The sequence below is a fragment of the Nostoc sp. genome (genome assembly GCF_036917635.1).
Lineage (GTDB): Bacteria > Cyanobacteriota > Cyanobacteriia > Cyanobacteriales > Nostocaceae > Nostoc.
Genome location: NZ_JBALCW010000043.1, coordinates 55,529 through 72,786, shown reverse-complemented (window position 1 = coordinate 72,786; position 17,258 = coordinate 55,529). Strand labels below are relative to the sequence as shown.

The following is a 17,258-nucleotide window of genomic DNA, read 5'->3' as shown; positions in this document are numbered from 1 at the left end:
ATGTAACATTAGTGGTGAACGTTAAGCTATCAGGTTTAAGATTTGTGTGTCTTAGCCTGTTCTAATTCTGTTTCTAAGCTTTGTTCAAATCTTTGGAATGCTTTGATATCCGCCGATGAGAGGTTTCCTTGAATTTTGCCATTCTGAAGCCGCAGAATCTCCCCTCGGTTGTCCTTGGCAGTAATTGTTAAAACTCCCTGATTCTGCCAGAGTCGATAGCGCTCTCCCTCAAAATATAGGCCCCCTTCTAGCGCCACCTTGCCTAATTTCTCCAAGGCTTTTTTAGCAGTTTGGAAAACACTCTGGCTATATTTTATGCCATAAAACCTTAGTGGCGAATATTGGTACTTCTTTGTTGAGCAGATCAAGTAGATCGACAAAAGTCAGTGGTGGCTTTTTTAAATCTTGAGACCATCGCTGCATTACTTGAACTATGGAATCTGGGTCAAGATCGTAAAGGTGAGTAAGAAAGGTATCTGGGTGCTTGGCTTTTACATTCCAAGACCTCAGATCCTTTTCTTTAAAATCTTTGAGATTTGAAGTAACAATTATATTAGCCTTAGCTGTTACAGCAGCAGCAAGAACATGGCGATCTCTAGGGTGATTTGTCATGACCTCAGCTAACCCATCTGGTACTTCGATCATTGCTTCTGGAAAGGCTGCTTTAATTGTCGCCTCAAGCTTCATTGCTCTCTCAACTGACATCTTCCGTGTAATTACAAGGTTGCGAGTTGCACCATCAAGAATTTCCTGCGACCAATAAGGTAAATAATAACCAGCCCTAGCACAACGAAGTAGAATGTCACGCAGGTACATGGGGAACATAACACAAGAGTCTAATAGAACAAGCTGTTCAGCCATTTTGTTGGTTGAATTACTCCTATTCGTAGAATCCTGCTTCTTGGCTCATCTGAGTTAGCTCAGTTAAGAGTTGATCGCGTTTCACATCCCGTTGGTGTTTGTAATTCATTAAATCATCAAAACGAACCCGTCGATGTGAACCCACCTTAATGTGAGGAATTTCACCTTGTTCTAATAACTTGATCAGGTATGGGCGTGATACATTAATAAACTCAGCGGCTTGTTGTGTCGTCAATTCCTGTTGTTGAGGAATTATAGATATAGCCTTACCTGATGCCATTGCGTGGACAACTTGAACCAGCACTTGATAAATTGGCTCAGGAATGTTAATTTTTTCTCCGTTAGCTCCTACCAGTTTCGCCTGAAAATCTTTAACGCTCAGTATGCGCTCCAGTTCTTTGATAGATTGAGCTTCTAGCTGTGGAGATATTACAGAATCTAAAGACATGTTCTGTTTTAACATCATATTAGTCTACTAGTGTGTTGCAGGGTTTGTCATTAGCAATGCAATTTACACTGTTAATCTTATTCACCATCTTAATCCTACACACTACACAAACGAAATATCCGAAAAATAAAATAAATTATCTTGTATGATCCCAAGCTATCTGGAGAAAAAATGTAAAAACTCCAGTGAGGTTAAGGGATGGTTAATCAAACCTATACATCTAATGTCTTAGTTATTGGTAGAGGAACCGGAAGAACTGCAACTGCTATCCAAGCGGCGCGACGGGGAGCCAAAGCTATTCTGGTGAGATAGGATTACAGCTTCCGTAACGCTGTATTATTTTTGAATATTTTCTCAAGATTTTCTTCTTACGCTAGCAATGATTATTCGCCATGCGACTGAAACTGACTTGCCTGCAATTGTGGCAATTTATAATGCCGCAATTCCTAGTGGCATGGCAACTGCTGATTTAGAGCCTGTATCCGTGGAAAGTCGCCTGACTTGGTTTAAGGCGCGATCGCCTTCACAACGCCCACTTTGGGTAATCGAAGTAGAGGGAGTAATTGCTGGATGGTTGAGTTTCCAATCCTTTTACGGGCGGCCTGCCTATAATACTACTGCCGAAATTAGTATTTACATAGCCCCTGGCTTTCATCGATGTGGTTTGGGACGGCAACTATTAGCACAAGCAATTAGTGAAAGTCCTAGTTTGGGTTTAAAGACTCTACTATGCTTCATTTTTGCCCACAATCAACCCAGTTTAAAACTTTTTGAAACATTTGGTTTTCAACCTTGGGGACATTTACCTAAAGTTGCCGAAATTGATAGTGTTGAACGGGACTTAGTAATCATGGGACTCCGAATTACTAAACCTGTTGTTTAATTGGATAGCAACAATATTAACAACGCTGTAACTGTGTTAACAACACAACAATTTCATCAATTGCCTGCCGCACAACTGTTGCAGATTGTTCTGATTGATTGACGAGAATACTAAAAACCAACGGCTCATATTTAGGCGCATTCATATATCCAGATAGAGAAACTATACCCGTTAACGTGCCTGTTTTTGCTTGGACAATTCCCTCAGCAGGTGTATCTTGAAAACGGTTTTTTAAGGTTCCACTTTTACCCGCCACGGGTAAAGATGCGCGATATATATATGCTGTTGGTGTTCTTGCTATCCCTCGCAAAGTTTGTACAAAAGCTTCTGGTGTCACTAAGTTACGACGTGATAAACCCGAACCATCTACTAAAATATAATTTGCTGGATCAACTCCCAATTTAGTTAAACTCGCTTTCACAACTGCCAAACCGACATCAGCGCTAGTTTGATTTTTTACTCTGGGTTTTTCTACAGCTAATGCTCTCAACAAGGCTTCAGCATAAAGATTATTACTATTCTGAAGAGTTTCCATTAATAATTCAGATAAAGGTGGCGACTCTACAAATGCTATTTCCTTTTGATTCACACCACCATTTATTACTAATGTTTGCCCCAAAGAGATTTTTTCTGTTGCCAAAGCTGCACGGAAGCGCCGTAAAAAGTAATAATTAGGGTCAACTACAGGCAAATCTATTAAAGACGGTTCAGAATTCGTTGTCAGTTGTCCTTGAATTCGTAATACTGATCCTGATAATTCGCGCGTAACATTGACGTAGATCGGTTGATTTTGGGCAACGGTTGCTGACTGATTAATTATCCGCCACTCTTTCGCCTCGCCAGGATCAATCCACACTACTTGTAAAGATTTACCTACAGCTTGCGGTACAAGTTTTAAGCTAAAAATATTTTGATTTAGAATAAAGCTGCTGACGGGTGCGCCATAGTCTGACTGCACATCTTCCCATTGCCAGGTGGGGTTAACAATATCACCTTGAATATAACTATCATCAGCTATCAATCGCTGAATTTGAGTAATACCTTTCTGTTTTAGCTGCTGTGCTAATGTTTGCAGTTGAGTATCACTTAAGCTGGGATCTCCCCTACCGACAACACGTAAAACACCATTGCCATTCTGATAAATAGAGGTGCGAATCCGAAAATTAGCACCTAATTGCTGTAATGCAGCAGCTGTTGTCAGCAATTTGAGGTTAGACGCGGGAGTAAAATATTTCTGAGCATCCCGACTGTAAAGAATTGGCCCCGTTGACAGGGGTTGTATTAAAATTCCCCAGCGCACCCGACTAAATAAAGGACGATTGATTACAGCATCTATAGCTGTTCCCAGTTGGGTAGAGCAAATTGATTTTGTAGTGGTTGTTGGTGCAACTGGGGTTTGGGCTTTAGCTGCTGGCTGGGTAACACCAATTTGAGTACCCAGAAACAGCAGCATCAAGCCAAGAGAAATTTTCCTAGTCATCAGATAGTTCTTAAAACTACTTGATGATAATAGCTTAGTTCGACAGGAGTAAATTAATACTCTTATTCTTATTCTTATTCTTCTTCTTCTTCTTCTTCTTCTTCTTCGTCTTCGTCTTCTTCATCTTCTTCCCCGAACACTGCGTCTATAAGTTCTTGTGCGCGTTCGTCTGAAATCTTTAAGGCTTCTTGAAGTTCAGAGATATAATCTTGTTCAGCTTCGGGTACTTCCTCATCAATCCCTACCACTAAGATAGCGGTGATGTATGCAGCTTCACGATGGCCTTTATTCGATAAAGATTCGATGGACTGGGCGATTAAATCTTCTGGTTCTTCTTCTTCAATTAAGCTGACGACTTTTTCGGTCAATTCTTCAAAGTCTTCTTCAGAGTAATCTTCAAATAATTCAACCCGACCGAGAAATTCACTTAAAGCATATTCTTCAACAGAAGAAATACCTTCACCGTCAGCCGCAGCAGAAAATAGTCCAAGAATGGCGATCGCTACTTGTGGTTCTAGAGCAACTGAACTAACACTACGGCCTTTGGGCAACTTGCGTTTAGACATAATTATCCTTTAAAACGTACGTGATATTTCAGGAAGTCATATTTTGCGCTTTATCATGCTTCCTAGATTTATGATTCCCAAAAGAATGCGAAAATATACATTGGAATGAATCTTTTTTCATAAAAAATACGTAGAGAATATATTCATCTGCGTATAAAAACGGTTAAGTTCCCTTGAGCGATCGAGGTTTTTAGTGACTAAGCTGTTCTGCATTTAATTTGTATAATTAGGGCGCTCATGTTGCCCACCCCACAAGAGTTTTATTTTATTTGATTATTCAATTTAGATGATTTTCAGCTTATCTATATTAAATTCATAGATTACTCGGTAATCAATACTGCGTAGGTTAAGAGTCGATCCCCCCAACCCCCCTTAAAAAGGGGGGCTAAAATGCCTTATTTTCCCCCTTTTTAAGGGGGACTAAGGGGGATCTCCAATGACTATGCACCTTAACCGAGTAGTATTGACTCGGTAATCTCCTACTCTTAACTTATAAAATCCTGACCATTCTCCCGTCAGAGGCAGAGGCTTTATTTACGTTTGGTAATTAGCCAACCTAAAGCAATAAATACCAATGTAGCTATGATGCTTAAAGTTAACGACGCGTAAAGGGGATGTTTTTGTATTAGCGGTAGATTAATTTTATCAATATGTGTTGTGAATACGCCAGAGGCGATGTCTACGACGGGCTACGCCTACGCACCACCACCAAAGCCGATACCTAGTACTTGTATTGTGTTCTCTAAGGAGCGATCGCGATCGGCTTGTTCTATTTCGACTATGCCGCGAATTGAGTCTATTGCTCTACCCAGTAACTCGGAACCATGACGAAAATAACCTAAGTCGCTGTTGATTTGTTGTTGGAAGTAAGGGCAATTCTTTTGGCTAAATGTTTCTAAAAAGCTAATATTGTCGCCTATTATAGCATGAATTCGCTGTAATCTCTCTTCATAATTATAGGCATTTATAGTGATTGTATTTTGATATTCTTCTAAATTTCGCAATAGGCGCGTATATGTTAGTGCTAGCTGGGGTAAAGCTTTTAACTGGTTTTTTAAGTCAGTTAAATTAGCTACAACTAGAGATTTTTTATCATCTAATTTAGGCACTTTATTAATCTCTGCTTCTATTTTAAGATAAACTTTATCTAGTTCTTTATAAATTCCTCGACTGTCTTTATAAGCTTTGACAACTTTGGTACGAAAGAAAAATAAATCTAATAACTCTTGATAGCATTGGTTAAATTTAATATCAGCTTGATCGTCTGTAAATAACCAAATCAGCACATGTTGATAATTAGATATCTGGCTAAATAAACCATATTCAAAAATCGGACTCCCAAATAATTCACCTTGGCGATTAAATGGCGGTTGTTTTTGGCTATCTGGAAAAATTGCTGTTAAACATTCATCGGCTATTTGTTTAACATCTTTTTTGTCTTTTGCGCCTGTTAACCAAGCTGTAATCAGCAGAGTTTGTCCGAGATATAAAGGATGTTCTTTAAAACTAAGACAGTTCTTTTGATTGAACTGACTTAAAAAAGTAATATCTACGTTTGCTGTTGGGTTATCATCTTCTTGTTCGGGACGACGCAAATTCAGCCACAAACTGTAGCTGTCATAAATCCGCAATGGATGAGCAAATCCTTTAATTAGTACATCTTGAGTTTGGTTTAGGGGAACTTTACCAGCAAATGATATTGCATAATTATTATCAATAACTTCTGCATCATTGAGCAAATCTACACGAGGGCTATTAGGTTCTTTGTTTAGGTTTATATGCTGGCTCAGATGCAAGTCTTGATGTAAGGTTGTCTTAAGTATTTCATCACCAGTTTTCCAAATAAAGTTTTTATTAACGGATGGATCGTTTGAGTTTTTGTCAAGTTGAAAGGCAAAGAGATGGACGTTAGGTGCATATATTTTCATGGTTGGTTTGACTGGGGTGCTATTGTCTTTTTATCTTGCAACTTTTGCAGTTCATCTTGCAAAACTCGATAGCGATTTTCTTGGGTATTTTCTTGAGCTTCTGGCTTAGTTTTACTGACTTTCTCAATTTCTCTTTCTTCAATTAATACGGCATCTCTGACATCTTCGTGGTTGATATACCAGTTGCGAATTGCTTCGGCTAGTTCTTGCGGTGATTGGGTTTCAAATTCGGCAATAGTTTCTCGCAGTCTAGGTATAGTTGCTATGGCTTCAGGTGAAAATACAAAATCTTGATGTCTGATGACTTGGGTAAATGCTTGGATGAGTTTATCGGCTTCCATAAGTTTATTTTGTGTTGGTTAACTCTTATTTTATCTCTTGTATAGCTTTTTTACCCCACCCTAACCCTCCCCGTATGTATTGGGGAGGGAGCATGATTTGGAGGAGTTTTAGGCGATGAGTCTAATTTTTGGGTTTTGATTTGAGCGAAACTCAAAAGTTGACAACTAGGTGCATAACTTACACCATCTGGAAATTTATCAATGAGATACTCTAATGTTGGGGAGTCGCTAGCAGATAAGGGTAAGGCATGGAGAGGTAGCAGGTGCAGGAAAAGATGAGGAATTAAAATCAGCTTTTGGCAATGAGATGGAATTAATGAAACTATTTGATTGAGGTGGAGTATTTGCGCTAGTTGAATAAGTTGATTATTAAGCTCATATCGCCATCGTTTTTTATCTTCGCAGTAAAGCTCGATATATTCCTTATTCCAATTTTTCAAGTTGTCTAAATCTTGTTGATCGGAATGCCAGATTATTGGTTGATTGTTGTGGCGGGTGATGATGAAAGCGCGAAAACAATCATTAAAAATGTACCACTGGATAATTGCCGTTTTGTCGTCTAGAAGGTTTTGAATTTCTCCAAAGCTGATGTTGCTATCAATTGAGGGGAGATTTTCTTCACCGCCTACTGGTGCTTTGGCTATTTGGGCAAGTTGTTCATTTTTGGCTAGCAGTTCTACTAAGTTGCGGGTTTTGCTCTGCTCTATATATTCTATTGCTTCTGTGTCTCTTTTTAATTCCAGGCAAACTTCCACCATGCGTCTATAAAGCTTATTCCACTCTTCTGTTTGTTTATGCTTGGCTTCATCGCCAGAAACAATTTCTTGGCGCAATGATTTGACAGTGGCAATGGCAGAGGCAAAGGTATTGTAAGCTGAGTTAAATTGTTCTGTGTCTTGATAGAGAATGCCAAGATTGAATAAAGTTTCCGCATGGTTTTGGGGAAAGGCGCTGCGGGTTCTAACTTGGAGTGCTTGATTATAAGCAGCGATCGCTAATTCAATATTCTCGGCTCGTTCTCCTAATATTCTGTCACCGTAAGCAGTCGCTAGATTATTTTGCGTCATTGCCCAATCGAGAGGAAAGGCGCTGCGGGTTCTAACTTGGAGTGCTTGATTATAAGCAGCGATCGCTAATTGAATATTCTCGGCTCGTTCTCCTAATATTCTGTTACGGTAAGCAGCCCCCAGATTATTTTGCGTCATTGCCCAATCAACAGGAAAGGCGCTGCGGGTTCTAACTTGGAGTGCTTGATTATAAGCAGCGATCGCTAATTCAATATTCTCGGCTCGTTCTCCTAATATTCTGTTACGGTAAGCAGCCCCCAGATTATTTTGCGTACCTGCCCAATTTTCAAGAAAGGCGCTGCGGGTGTAAACAGTTAGGGCGATTTCGTAGCCTGCGATCGCAATTTCCATGTTGCTAGCTTTGCTACCCAAAGGAAAATCGCTAATCCGATCACTGAATATAATAACCGACTTTCCGCACTTCATCGTGTAATATGCGTAGATTTCCCATAGGTGGAAAAAAATGGTTAAATCAACAACATAAATCGCCAATGGTATTCAATATTAATACTTAATAATTTGAACATTATTAGGAATTTTTATTGAAAAGATAGATAATACATTTTGAAGTGCGGAATGTGGGATAATAATCAAGTAGGCAATGGACTCTACTTTATCTGCTTCCGCTTCTGCTAAGGTATTTGTTGCCCAGTCACGCCATAAATCAGCAAAAATATGATTTAGTTTATCGGTATTTGCTGCCAGCAATGGGTAAATTACTTGAGCATCGCCGTTGCTGTCATCTGTTACTTGCAGTATTTTTTGTATAAATTGCTCGTAAGTCTCTATATCTTCTGGGGTGATGCGAGTAGTTTCTGTTTGAGTTTTAACCGTTGTTGAGCGAAAATTTAGTATATTTACCAAATTTTTCAGCCAATTTACTATTTGGCGCATTGTTATGCCCTTTTCCTTTGCAAAAAACCAGCATCAAGCAATTTTGTTTTAGCCGCCAATATCTCTGGTTCTTCCCCATTAGGGCAATTTAACAGGCTTTCGATTAGGGACTTCCAAATAAAAAAATATACAACTATTTATTGTGGGGTGGGCGTCTCGCCCGCCCATAGTCAAAGGCGGGCAAGTTGCCCACCCCACAAGATTGGATAATTTATTTCCTGGAAGTCCCTTAGCTGATAATAAGCTTGTAGGCGCTGTTGGTTCATGGGCGAGTGCAAGTATTATGTAACACCTTCTTTATTATGACTTGTTGGTGAGCCGCGCAATGGATCGGTGTCAACTTCACAATTACCCCCCTTAATCCCCCCGATGCATTGGGGGGAAACCGGAAAATCTAGTTCCCTCCCCAATGCATCGGGGAGGGTTAGGGTGGGGTAAAACGCCTGTGAAATAAGGATTTAAGTTTAAGTTGACACGAACATTGCAATGTTTCTTCTTAATGTTGTAATGTTGATGACCAACGTTATAATGTTTCGTCTTAATGTTGTAATGTTAATGACCAACGTTATAATGTTTCTCCTTAATGTTGTAATGTTAATGACCAACATTGCAATGTTTCTCCTTAATGTTGTAAGGTTGATGACCAAGATTGCAATGTTAGCTACGTTTACCGTACTCAACTAGAAGACTTAGCTGAGGCGCTGTTAGATTTCAACAATCAAAGTGATTTAGTCAATTACTTAAGTAATAAGCTGTTACGCATTTAATTTGTATAATTAGGGCGCTCATGTTGCCCACCCCACAAGAGTTTTATTTAATTTGATTATTCAATTTAAATGATTTTCAGCTTACCTGCGGGTGACTTTGCCTACGACATGGTTAATCATAAAAAACTCCACCCAGAAGAGGATGGAGTTTTTGGGCATATAGAATTAGCAAAAAGCGTTACAGCTTCGTTCCACACTCAGCGCAGAAGTTATGGGTTGGAGCATTTTTCGCATTGCAGTTGCTACAATACACTGGTTCTGCTGCTGCTTTCGGCGATTGCTTCTGCAAGCCAACCATTTGAGCATTGCTCTTACCAGGAACTACCATTGGATAGCAGTTTTCGTCTCTGGTGACGTGGACATTCACGATCACCGGGCCTTTGTGTGCTAGCATTTCGGCGATCGCATCTTTTAATTGACTGCGATCGCTAATTACCATACCCTTAATGCCATAAGCTTTTGCCAATAACTCTACGTCTGGCATCCCTACTTCCATGTTGGAACAAGAGTAACGCTCACCATAGAAGGCTTGCTGCCACTGGCGTACCATCCCTTGCCAACCGTTATTAATAATTAGTGTCTTGACATTTATCCCATATTGTGCCAGTGTACCAAGTTCCTGCAAACACATTTGGAAACTAGCATCACCGCTAATACAGATGACTTCTTCATCAGGAAACGCTACTTTAGCGCCCATTGCCGCAGGTAAGCCAAAACCCATCGTTCCCAAACCAGCGCTAGAAATCCAGCGCCTTGGCCCATTCTTCAAGAATTGTGCTGCCCACATTTGATGTTGTCCCACATCTGTAGTGTAGAAAGCGTTGGGTGCTTGGCTATTGACTTCTACAATTACTTCTTGAGGTGAAATGCTGTCGGCATGGTGCGGCACTATTAGAGGATATTCTTCGCGCCAACGGTTAACTAAATTTAACCACTCTTGGTTTTGATTAGGGGTAGCTTTGGCGCCTGTTTCTTTGCAGCGACGCAATAAGTCTACTAACACGTTCCGCACATCGCCGACGATGGGGACTTCGGGAATGCGGTTTTTGCCGACTTCTGCGGGATCGATGTCGATATGAATGACTTTAGCGCGGGAGGCGAATTCGTCTAATTTACCAGTTACGCGATCGTCAAATCTCGCGCCGACGCAAATCAGCAAATCACAATCACTAACGGCAAAGTTAGCGTAAGCTGTACCGTGCATCCCCAACATTCCCAAAGCTAGGGGATGATGTTCGTCAAATGCACCGATCCCCATTAAGGTTGTGGTGACAGGGATATCGAATAATTCAGCTAGTTCTTTGATTTCTTCATGGGCGCTAGCTGCGATCGCGCCACCACCGACATACAATAGCGGCCGGCGACTTTCAGTAATTAACTGGATAGCTGCATTAATCTGCCGGGGATTTCCCTTGACTGTGGGACGATAACCGCGTAATTTCACTGAACCTGGTTTTATAGGCACATAGTCAAATTCTTCTAAAGCTACATCCTTGGGGACATCAATCAAAACTGGCCCCGGACGCCCACTGCTAGCGATGTGGAAAGCTTCGGCAACAATTCGCGCCATATCTTTAGGATCGCGCACTACATAAGAGTGCTTGACAATTGGTAGGGTAATCCCGTAAATATCAGTTTCCTGAAACGCATCTGTACCAATCGACGGACGCGCTACTTGCCCTGTCACCACAATCATCGGGATCGAATCCATGTATGCTGTAGCGATCCCAGTCACCAAGTTAGTTGCTCCTGGGCCAGAAGTGCCAAAGCATACTCCTACTTTACCAGTTGCACGAGCATAACCATCAGCCGCGTGGGCTGCGCCTTGTTCGTGTCTTACCAGGATATGCTTCATAGCACCAGTTGCTTCTACCTTATACAAGTCATCGTAAATTGGTAGAATTGCCCCACCAGGATAACCAAAAATATAATCAACGCCGTGGCGATGAAGGCTGTCAAGCAGAGCAAAACCACCAGATGCACGCTTGGGCAAGGCTGGCGGGCTAGAAGCACGAGACTGTTTGTGATTCTCGGTTTGTGGGAGACTGATTTGGGAAAGCAATTCTCCTGCGGAGACACTTTGTAAACGCACGGTCAAACCTCAGACTATAGCTAAAGTTAATATTGAATTCTGTATTTAGGATTTCATTTTAATTGAAAAATTCAATCAAAATCTGAGAATTTTATATATTAAATATAAAGCTCGATTATTAGAGTACATTAATTAAATTACGTCTTGCAAGACTTTGCGGGTATTTTGCCAAGCCCAAACACCCACAACTACGACAACAATACTCATTCCCACAAGCACAGTTCGCAAGCCCAGAGCATCAGTTAATGGACCAGTAATCGCCAAAGGTAAGGCCAGAGCGATGTTGACGGCATGATTTTGAAACCCAAATACTTTACCGTGCATCGTCGGTGGTGTTTGTTGTTGAATTAAAGTTTGCATGGGTACACCAATTAAGGCAGCACCTACACCCAAAAATGCACATAGTCCTAGCGCCAACAATAAGTTGTGTGTAAAAGTGAATACCCCTAAAACTAGTGCCATCATCAAAAATCCAATTAAAGGTAAGGGCTTGCGATGCAATTTCTGACCCCAGTTACCTAAAATCGCCGCCCCAAATACCATACCCACCCCTGCTGCTGCTAAGAAAAAGCCAAACTGTTTTTCTTTTAGACCAAACTCTGCGGCTAATCGAATTGTCAACACTGTTAAGGCTGCAAACACACAATATAAGGTTGTCAGTTGCAGCATGGCATTCAAAATCAAAGGGTTTTTCTTGAGATAGCGCAGACTTTCGGTAAATTCAGCCCAAGGGTTATTTGATGTCCGATGTTCTTTCGCTTGTTTGGGTTCTTTAAACTTAATCGGCTGGATTAGCGCACCCGATAAGATGTATAATCCACCAACCACAAGCTCTTGGCCGTATTCTTCTCCCATCAAGCTTTTCGCCAAACTCAAAATCGGCTCTCCGATCGCAAAGCCAACAATTAAAGCTCCCATCATTGTGCTAGTAAACAGGGCATTGGCTGCCAACAAATTTTCTCGCTTCACTAATAAGGGAATCGCTGCTTGTTCTGCTGGTGCAAAAAACTGTGTCACCGTGGAAATGGTAAAAGTCAGGATTAATAGAATCAGAAAGTGTCGTGGTAATAAGGGAAGACACAGCGTTAATATTCCCCGCACGACATCTGAACCGACCAGAATCAGCTTTTTTGGCAAGCGGTCAACAAAAATACCACCCGCAGAACCGAACAAAATTGCTGGTATGGTAAACGATAGCATCAAAGTTGAATACATCGAGTTTTGTGCTAACCCAGGAAGCGGTGGGTAGTTCTCCAACAGAGCAATTAGCAAAACGAAGAAGACTTTATCTGCTAACTGGGACAACACTTGCCCAATCCACAGGAGCATAAAACCACGGTTTTTTAGCAGTGCGCCAAACCCGTTATTAACAGCAGCTGGTTCAGTTGGAAACATTTAGATACTTTCTTTAGGTAGATGGGGAGTCGGGAGTCGGGGAACTAATGACCAATGACTAATGACTAACTCCTATTTACTTACTCCATTGTCCGGATTAATTTGCTTCATAGCGCTTTAACAGCATAAGCAAAAATTCAGTTGCTGTCAGATGACCTTTGGGTGGATAAATTTCAATGGATGAATCTACCCAGCAGCCTTGGACAATTTGAGGCGATCGCCAGATGGACAAATGATCAACTGCTGGCTCTGCATAAAAGTTATTTTGCCCACAACCTAGCAAACAAGAACTCCAATGGGTGAAATAATCATGACTCATCCGATGAATAGGAAAATTACCCTGTAATGGTACTCCCCATCCATCTATAGCAATAAACGCTTTCACACGACCACCCAAGAGTTGCCACAAATGCGCTGCTCCTATTGCCCCAACTACGCCAGCACTAAAGCTAATAAATATAATTGGTGATTTTAAAGAGCCAGTCAAGCGATACCTGCGGGGAGCTACGCTAACGCGCAAAAACTGCAAAATGTGCAAGGCTGATAAAACTAAAAAATCTTTACCCGGATAAATCAGTATATTTGCGGTATTGTGTGCGATCGCGCTATTAAGAACTACATCTAACAATACTAGTCTAAAGCTTTCAGTTAACTCTGGCTCATGAATTCCAGGGCAAATAATTATAGTCATTTATAACACTACCTTTGATTTTTTGAATCTTCCGATGTACAGAGCTTTTTCAAAAATCAAGTAATATTCTTATATATTACCTTATTTTTACTGAGTAAATTATAGTCCCCCTCATATATTTTTCCGAAAGAATACTATTTTAAAACCTTACTAATTTGGATTATAAATAATATTAGATTAATCCAATACATAAAATGTTTATTTTTATAATTAGTTTTGTAATTTTGCTATTAATTATTTTGATTGCTCTATACAATAGTTTAATTCATAAAAAAAATCAAGTTAATAACGCATTTTCTACTATTGATGTGATTCTGCAAAAAAGAAGCGATTTGATACCTAGACTTATTACCTTAGCTCAAATATATATGCAATTTGAGCAAAAAACATTGATAGAAATTAGCAGGCTCAGAAGTAGAGCAACTTAAACAAATTTAAGTGATAATAGCCGAGTTGCTGTAGAAGACCAAATTTCGAGAATATTAAGCAAAATTATTGTAATAATTGAAGCATATCCTGAATTAAAAGCAAACGACCATTTTATCAAATTACAATATTCCTTAAGTGAAGTAGAAGAACAACTTTCCGCCGCTAGAAGATTTTATAACTCTGCCGTAACTGAATATAATAATGCTGTAGAAATGTTTCCGACAAATATTATAGCTTTGTGGATGAAATATGAATTAAAATCGCAATTTCAAGCTAATCCACAAGCAACAAATAATATAAACATTGAAATTTAAAAAAATATGTCAGAATTAAACTTGGTAAATATTCAAGAATTCTTAAACGCAATAGTTAACCTGTTAGAATCTCAAAAGAAATACAACTTAGCACTTCAGGGCTTGGAAAGTTTTTTCCAAAATAATGCAGCAACAAATACAAAACAATATTTGTATGCACGGGTATTGCTTTTAGACGCATACCTCTATAATGGACACTTACACAAGGCAATTAACTTATGCCAAGAATTGAGCAACAGTAAACATCAAACGACTCAGATATTAGCACACTACTATCTTGCCGAAGTATTTTCAGAAGCTAATCCTACAGAACAAAAATCATCACTAAATTCAACTAAAAGTTCATTCACGCCTGCACAAGAAACTGAACTTATAAACACTGGGTATGAAGCTATTACTAAAAAACGCTATAAAAAAGCAATCCAAGCATTAAAGATTTTTTGTCAAGCTGCTTCTCCAGCTACAAAACAATATTTGCTAGCATATAAATGGCTGATAAAAGCATATCAAGAGAATGGGCAAATTAATCAAGCGATCGCTCTTTGTCAGCAACTCCTGCTTAATGAAGACGAAGTAACGCTAATATTCATGCTCTTAATCATGCTAAGAAACAGGTAATTAAATTAGAAGATCCAGAATTTGCTAAATTTTTCACTGTTTATGGTGATGACCAAATAGAAGCCCGTTATGTTTTATCTACTAATTTAATGGATAAAATAGTTAATTTTCGCAAGAAAACCAATAGAAATATTTATATTTCCTTTGTTGATGACATGATATACATAGCTATTGAAGAAGCAGTAGAAATTCATATATTTGACCCTAATCTATATAAAATTGTGTTAAACTTTGCGCCTTTAAGAGAATATTTTGAAACTCTCAACTTGATGTTGGGAATTGTTGAAGACTTAAATCTGGATAGACGCATTTAGCAAAATGTAAGAATTCAAGAGTCAAAATTTAAAAGTCAGAATAGTGGAAAGCTCAGGAGATAACTTGAAGGTTTAATGTTAAACTTTTATAAATTCTGACTTATGACTCCTGTTTGACTTTTGACACTTCTCTGCGAGACGCTACGCGTTAAGCGTAGCGTCTCGCAGGCTTTACGACTCCGCTCAGTGTTAACTTTTGACTTCCCCAAAGGGGCTGGGGCTGACCGCTTTTGGTATCCAGTAACACAACAGATGGGGCATTGGTTCAATTTTGCATACCCAATGCCCCACGTAAGTTTTTTATGTCTTTTGATGTATTATTGGGATTTCCCCACCCATCCTATCCCCCTGGATGGGATAGGATAAATTACTAGTAGGGAAAATGTGTAAACTATTCCCTAACTCTAAATCTCTCTGCACTCTGGTTATATTGAGGAACTAATTGTGGTTGCCACGCCGGAAAAAGTACAACATACTCACGAGCATCTATCAGGTAAAGAACGTGTAGCCGTACTGCTTATGGGCTACGGCGAAGTCGAAAGCTATGAAGATTTCGCCAACTATAACGAACAGGCTTTAAATCTACTGACAGCAAAATTCGCACCGGTACCAACCTGGATTTATCCCCCACTAGCAAAGCTTTTGGCGCTATTTGACCGCCATGAGTGGGGACACACACACCACGATTTTATCTCCCCGCATAACGCCATTTTTGAACAGCAGCGGGCTGGAATTGAGAAAAATTTACAAGAAAAATGGGGTGATAAGGTTCAAGTTTTCAAAGCTTTTAACTTCTGCGCCCCTTTTCTACCTAATCAAGTTTTAGCAGAAGTCAAAAACCAAGGCTTCGAGAAGCTGCTGATTTACCCACTGCTGGTTGTTGATTCTATCTTTACTAGTGGGATTGCGATCGAGCAAGTTAACAATGCTCTGGTTGAGTTGACTGATGGTGGAGAACACTGGGTTAAAGCACAGCGTTATATTCCTTCTTTCTTCAACGAACCAGCTTACATCGATTTGATGGCTCATCTGGTTGAGGAGAAAATTGCTGAGTTAGCCGAAGCTTATCTACCTTCTCAAATCGGTATTGTGTTAATGAATCATGGCTGTCCCCATAAAGCGAAAGGCTTTACTTCTGGGATTGCCGAAAGTGAAGCAATGTACGATTTAGTTCGGGATAAGTTGATTAACCGCTATCCCTTAATCTCAGTGGGTTGGCTTAATCACGACACGCCCCTAATTGATTGGACACAGCCAAATGCAGAGCAAGCGGCAAATAACCTGATTCAACTGGGTGCAAAAGTGGTAATTTTTATGCCGATTGGCTTTGCCACAGAAAACCACGAAACTTTATTGGATGTACACCATATCATTCATGCTTTGGAAAAACAGCATCCTGGTACGAACTACGTCCAAATGGCTTGTGTTAACGATCATCCAGAATTTATGGCAATGGTGGCGCAATGGGCTGATGCTCATATTGCAGAGTTGTTGTCAGAGGAAATGGCAGTTAATCCCCAACTAGCTGGACACGATCATCATCACCACCATCATTAATTCGTAATTCGTAATGACGCGACGCTCGAATACTCGCTACCGCGGACTCGCTCATAGCGTTGCTATGCCGTTCGCGTTAGCCTCTCTGAAAGAGAAGGCTTTACGCTGTGCTAACGTAATTCGTAATTAAGAGGCAATACAGTTGAGTTAAGCTTTTTTCTCTCCCCCTGCTTGCCCTGTCTGCCTTAACAGATAAATTTGCTTAACCCAAGCGTATTAGACATCTCCGACAATGAATGTAGAGACGCGAAAGCGCATAGCGGCACGAAGTGCAATTTCGCGTCTCTACAAGGGTTTCAGGTTACGCATATTTAATTTATGGAGATGTCTATTGAATTAAGAGGGGCAAAGTGAGTACTGATTACAACTACGAATTATGTTGATACTTCCACGCTTCAAGGCATGGGATCTTTTTATAGATAGCGAACGCGAGTGCGTCTCGTACAGAAGCGAGTGGTCATATCAAGTTCGGGTGATTACTTGTAATAAAATTTATGAATGTAGGTTGGGTTAGGGAACTCCAAGAAATAATTGAATATTTTTTTATTTGGAAGTCCCTTAAACCAATTCGCAATTCGCAATTCGCAATTACGTTTTGTGACGCGGATTTAGA

General features: G+C 40.0%; 16 protein-coding genes and 2 pseudogenes. 6 read left to right on the top strand and 12 right to left on the bottom strand.

The features are described from left to right. Positions 1-35 precede the first annotated feature (35 nt). The 3 genes from V7K32_RS12235 to V7K32_RS12225 are packed head-to-tail and all read right to left on the bottom strand — an operon-like array spanning position 36 to position 1,309. Positions 36-257 carry a hypothetical protein gene (locus tag V7K32_RS12235; RefSeq protein ID WP_334993484.1) on the bottom strand — a complete coding sequence of 74 codons (222 nt, stop codon included), beginning with the start codon at positions 255-257 and terminating at the stop codon, positions 36-38. A gap of 49 nt (positions 258-306) precedes the next feature. Further along, positions 307-861, bottom strand: a complete 555-nt coding sequence (locus tag V7K32_RS12230) for a PIN domain-containing protein (protein ID WP_334993482.1) — start codon at positions 859-861, stop codon at positions 307-309. 19 nt (positions 862-880) lie between these two features. Beyond that, a complete protein-coding gene (locus V7K32_RS12225) occupies positions 881-1,309 on the bottom strand; it encodes a helix-turn-helix domain-containing protein (RefSeq protein WP_334993480.1) in 429 nt (142 codons plus the stop codon). 379 nt (positions 1,310-1,688) lie between these two features. On the opposite strand from V7K32_RS12225, the gene V7K32_RS12220 reads away from it, so the two are divergent. After that, positions 1,689-2,192, top strand: coding sequence for a GNAT family N-acetyltransferase (locus V7K32_RS12220; RefSeq protein ID WP_334993478.1), 504 nt, complete (start codon positions 1,689-1,691; stop codon positions 2,190-2,192). Between the two features lie 16 nt (positions 2,193-2,208). Here V7K32_RS12220 and dacB read toward each other — a convergent pair whose 3' ends face one another. From dacB to V7K32_RS12190, 6 genes are all read right to left on the bottom strand, one after another. After that, a complete protein-coding gene (gene dacB / locus V7K32_RS12215) occupies positions 2,209-3,672 on the bottom strand; it encodes a D-alanyl-D-alanine carboxypeptidase/D-alanyl-D-alanine endopeptidase (RefSeq protein ID WP_334993476.1) in 1,464 nt (487 codons plus the stop codon). A gap of 74 nt (positions 3,673-3,746) precedes the next feature. Then, entirely contained in the window at positions 3,747-4,238 is a 492-nt protein-coding gene (locus tag V7K32_RS12210; RefSeq protein WP_334993474.1) for a tellurite resistance TerB family protein, read from the bottom strand. 695 nt (positions 4,239-4,933) lie between these two features. Continuing rightward, positions 4,934-6,166 (bottom strand): hypothetical protein, encoded by a 1,233-nt coding sequence (locus V7K32_RS12205; RefSeq protein ID WP_334993472.1) that lies wholly within the window; start codon positions 6,164-6,166, stop codon positions 4,934-4,936. Next, positions 6,163-6,507: a hypothetical protein gene (locus V7K32_RS12200; protein WP_334993470.1), complete on the bottom strand. Its 345-nt coding sequence runs from the start codon at positions 6,505-6,507 to the stop codon at positions 6,163-6,165. The genes V7K32_RS12205 and V7K32_RS12200 overlap by 4 nt, the downstream gene beginning before the upstream one ends. Positions 6,508-6,557: 50 nt before the next feature. Then, the gene (locus V7K32_RS12195) at positions 6,558-8,000 is read right to left on the bottom strand and encodes a tetratricopeptide repeat protein (protein WP_334993468.1); all 1,443 of its coding nucleotides are present in this window, start codon (positions 7,998-8,000) and stop codon (positions 6,558-6,560) included. A 78-nt stretch (positions 8,001-8,078) separates the two neighbouring features. Further along, positions 8,079-8,468, bottom strand: coding sequence for a hypothetical protein (locus V7K32_RS12190; protein WP_334993466.1), 390 nt, complete (start codon positions 8,466-8,468; stop codon positions 8,079-8,081). A 680-nt stretch (positions 8,469-9,148) separates the two neighbouring features. On the opposite strand from V7K32_RS12190, the pseudogene V7K32_RS28730 reads away from it, so the two are divergent. Continuing rightward, positions 9,149-9,235 (top strand): annotated as a pseudogene (locus V7K32_RS28730) (DUF4351 domain-containing protein); the annotation flags it as partial. A 178-nt stretch (positions 9,236-9,413) separates the two neighbouring features. Here V7K32_RS28730 and ilvB read toward each other — a convergent pair. The 3 genes from ilvB to V7K32_RS12175 form a co-directional block, all read right to left on the bottom strand. After that, positions 9,414-11,327 (bottom strand): biosynthetic-type acetolactate synthase large subunit, encoded by a 1,914-nt coding sequence (ilvB, locus tag V7K32_RS12185; RefSeq protein WP_334993464.1) that lies wholly within the window; start codon positions 11,325-11,327, stop codon positions 9,414-9,416. Positions 11,328-11,459: 132 nt separating this feature from the next. Further along, the gene (locus V7K32_RS12180; protein ID WP_334993462.1) at positions 11,460-12,722 is read right to left on the bottom strand and encodes an MFS transporter; all 1,263 of its coding nucleotides are present in this window, start codon (positions 12,720-12,722) and stop codon (positions 11,460-11,462) included. A gap of 97 nt (positions 12,723-12,819) precedes the next feature. Then, positions 12,820-13,413, bottom strand: a complete 594-nt coding sequence (locus tag V7K32_RS12175; RefSeq protein ID WP_334993460.1) for a hypothetical protein — start codon at positions 13,411-13,413, stop codon at positions 12,820-12,822. A 194-nt stretch (positions 13,414-13,607) separates the two neighbouring features. On the opposite strand from V7K32_RS12175, the pseudogene V7K32_RS12170 reads away from it, so the two are divergent. The 4 genes and pseudogenes from V7K32_RS12170 to V7K32_RS12155 all read left to right on the top strand — a co-directional run bounded on the left by V7K32_RS12170 (position 13,608) and on the right by V7K32_RS12155 (position 16,645). Continuing rightward, a pseudogene (locus tag V7K32_RS12170) lies at positions 13,608-14,156 on the top strand (LemA family protein). 6 nt (positions 14,157-14,162) lie between these two features. Then, positions 14,163-14,774 (top strand): hypothetical protein, encoded by a 612-nt coding sequence (locus tag V7K32_RS12165; RefSeq protein ID WP_334993458.1) that lies wholly within the window; start codon positions 14,163-14,165, stop codon positions 14,772-14,774. After that, on the top strand, positions 14,741-15,088 hold the full coding sequence (locus V7K32_RS12160; RefSeq protein ID WP_334993585.1) for a DUF3137 domain-containing protein: 348 nt from the start codon (positions 14,741-14,743) through the stop codon (positions 15,086-15,088). The genes V7K32_RS12165 and V7K32_RS12160 overlap by 34 nt, the downstream gene beginning before the upstream one ends. A gap of 444 nt (positions 15,089-15,532) precedes the next feature. Then, positions 15,533-16,645, top strand: coding sequence for a ferrochelatase (locus V7K32_RS12155; protein ID WP_334993456.1), 1,113 nt, complete (start codon positions 15,533-15,535; stop codon positions 16,643-16,645). The last annotated feature ends 613 nt before the right edge of the window (positions 16,646-17,258 follow it).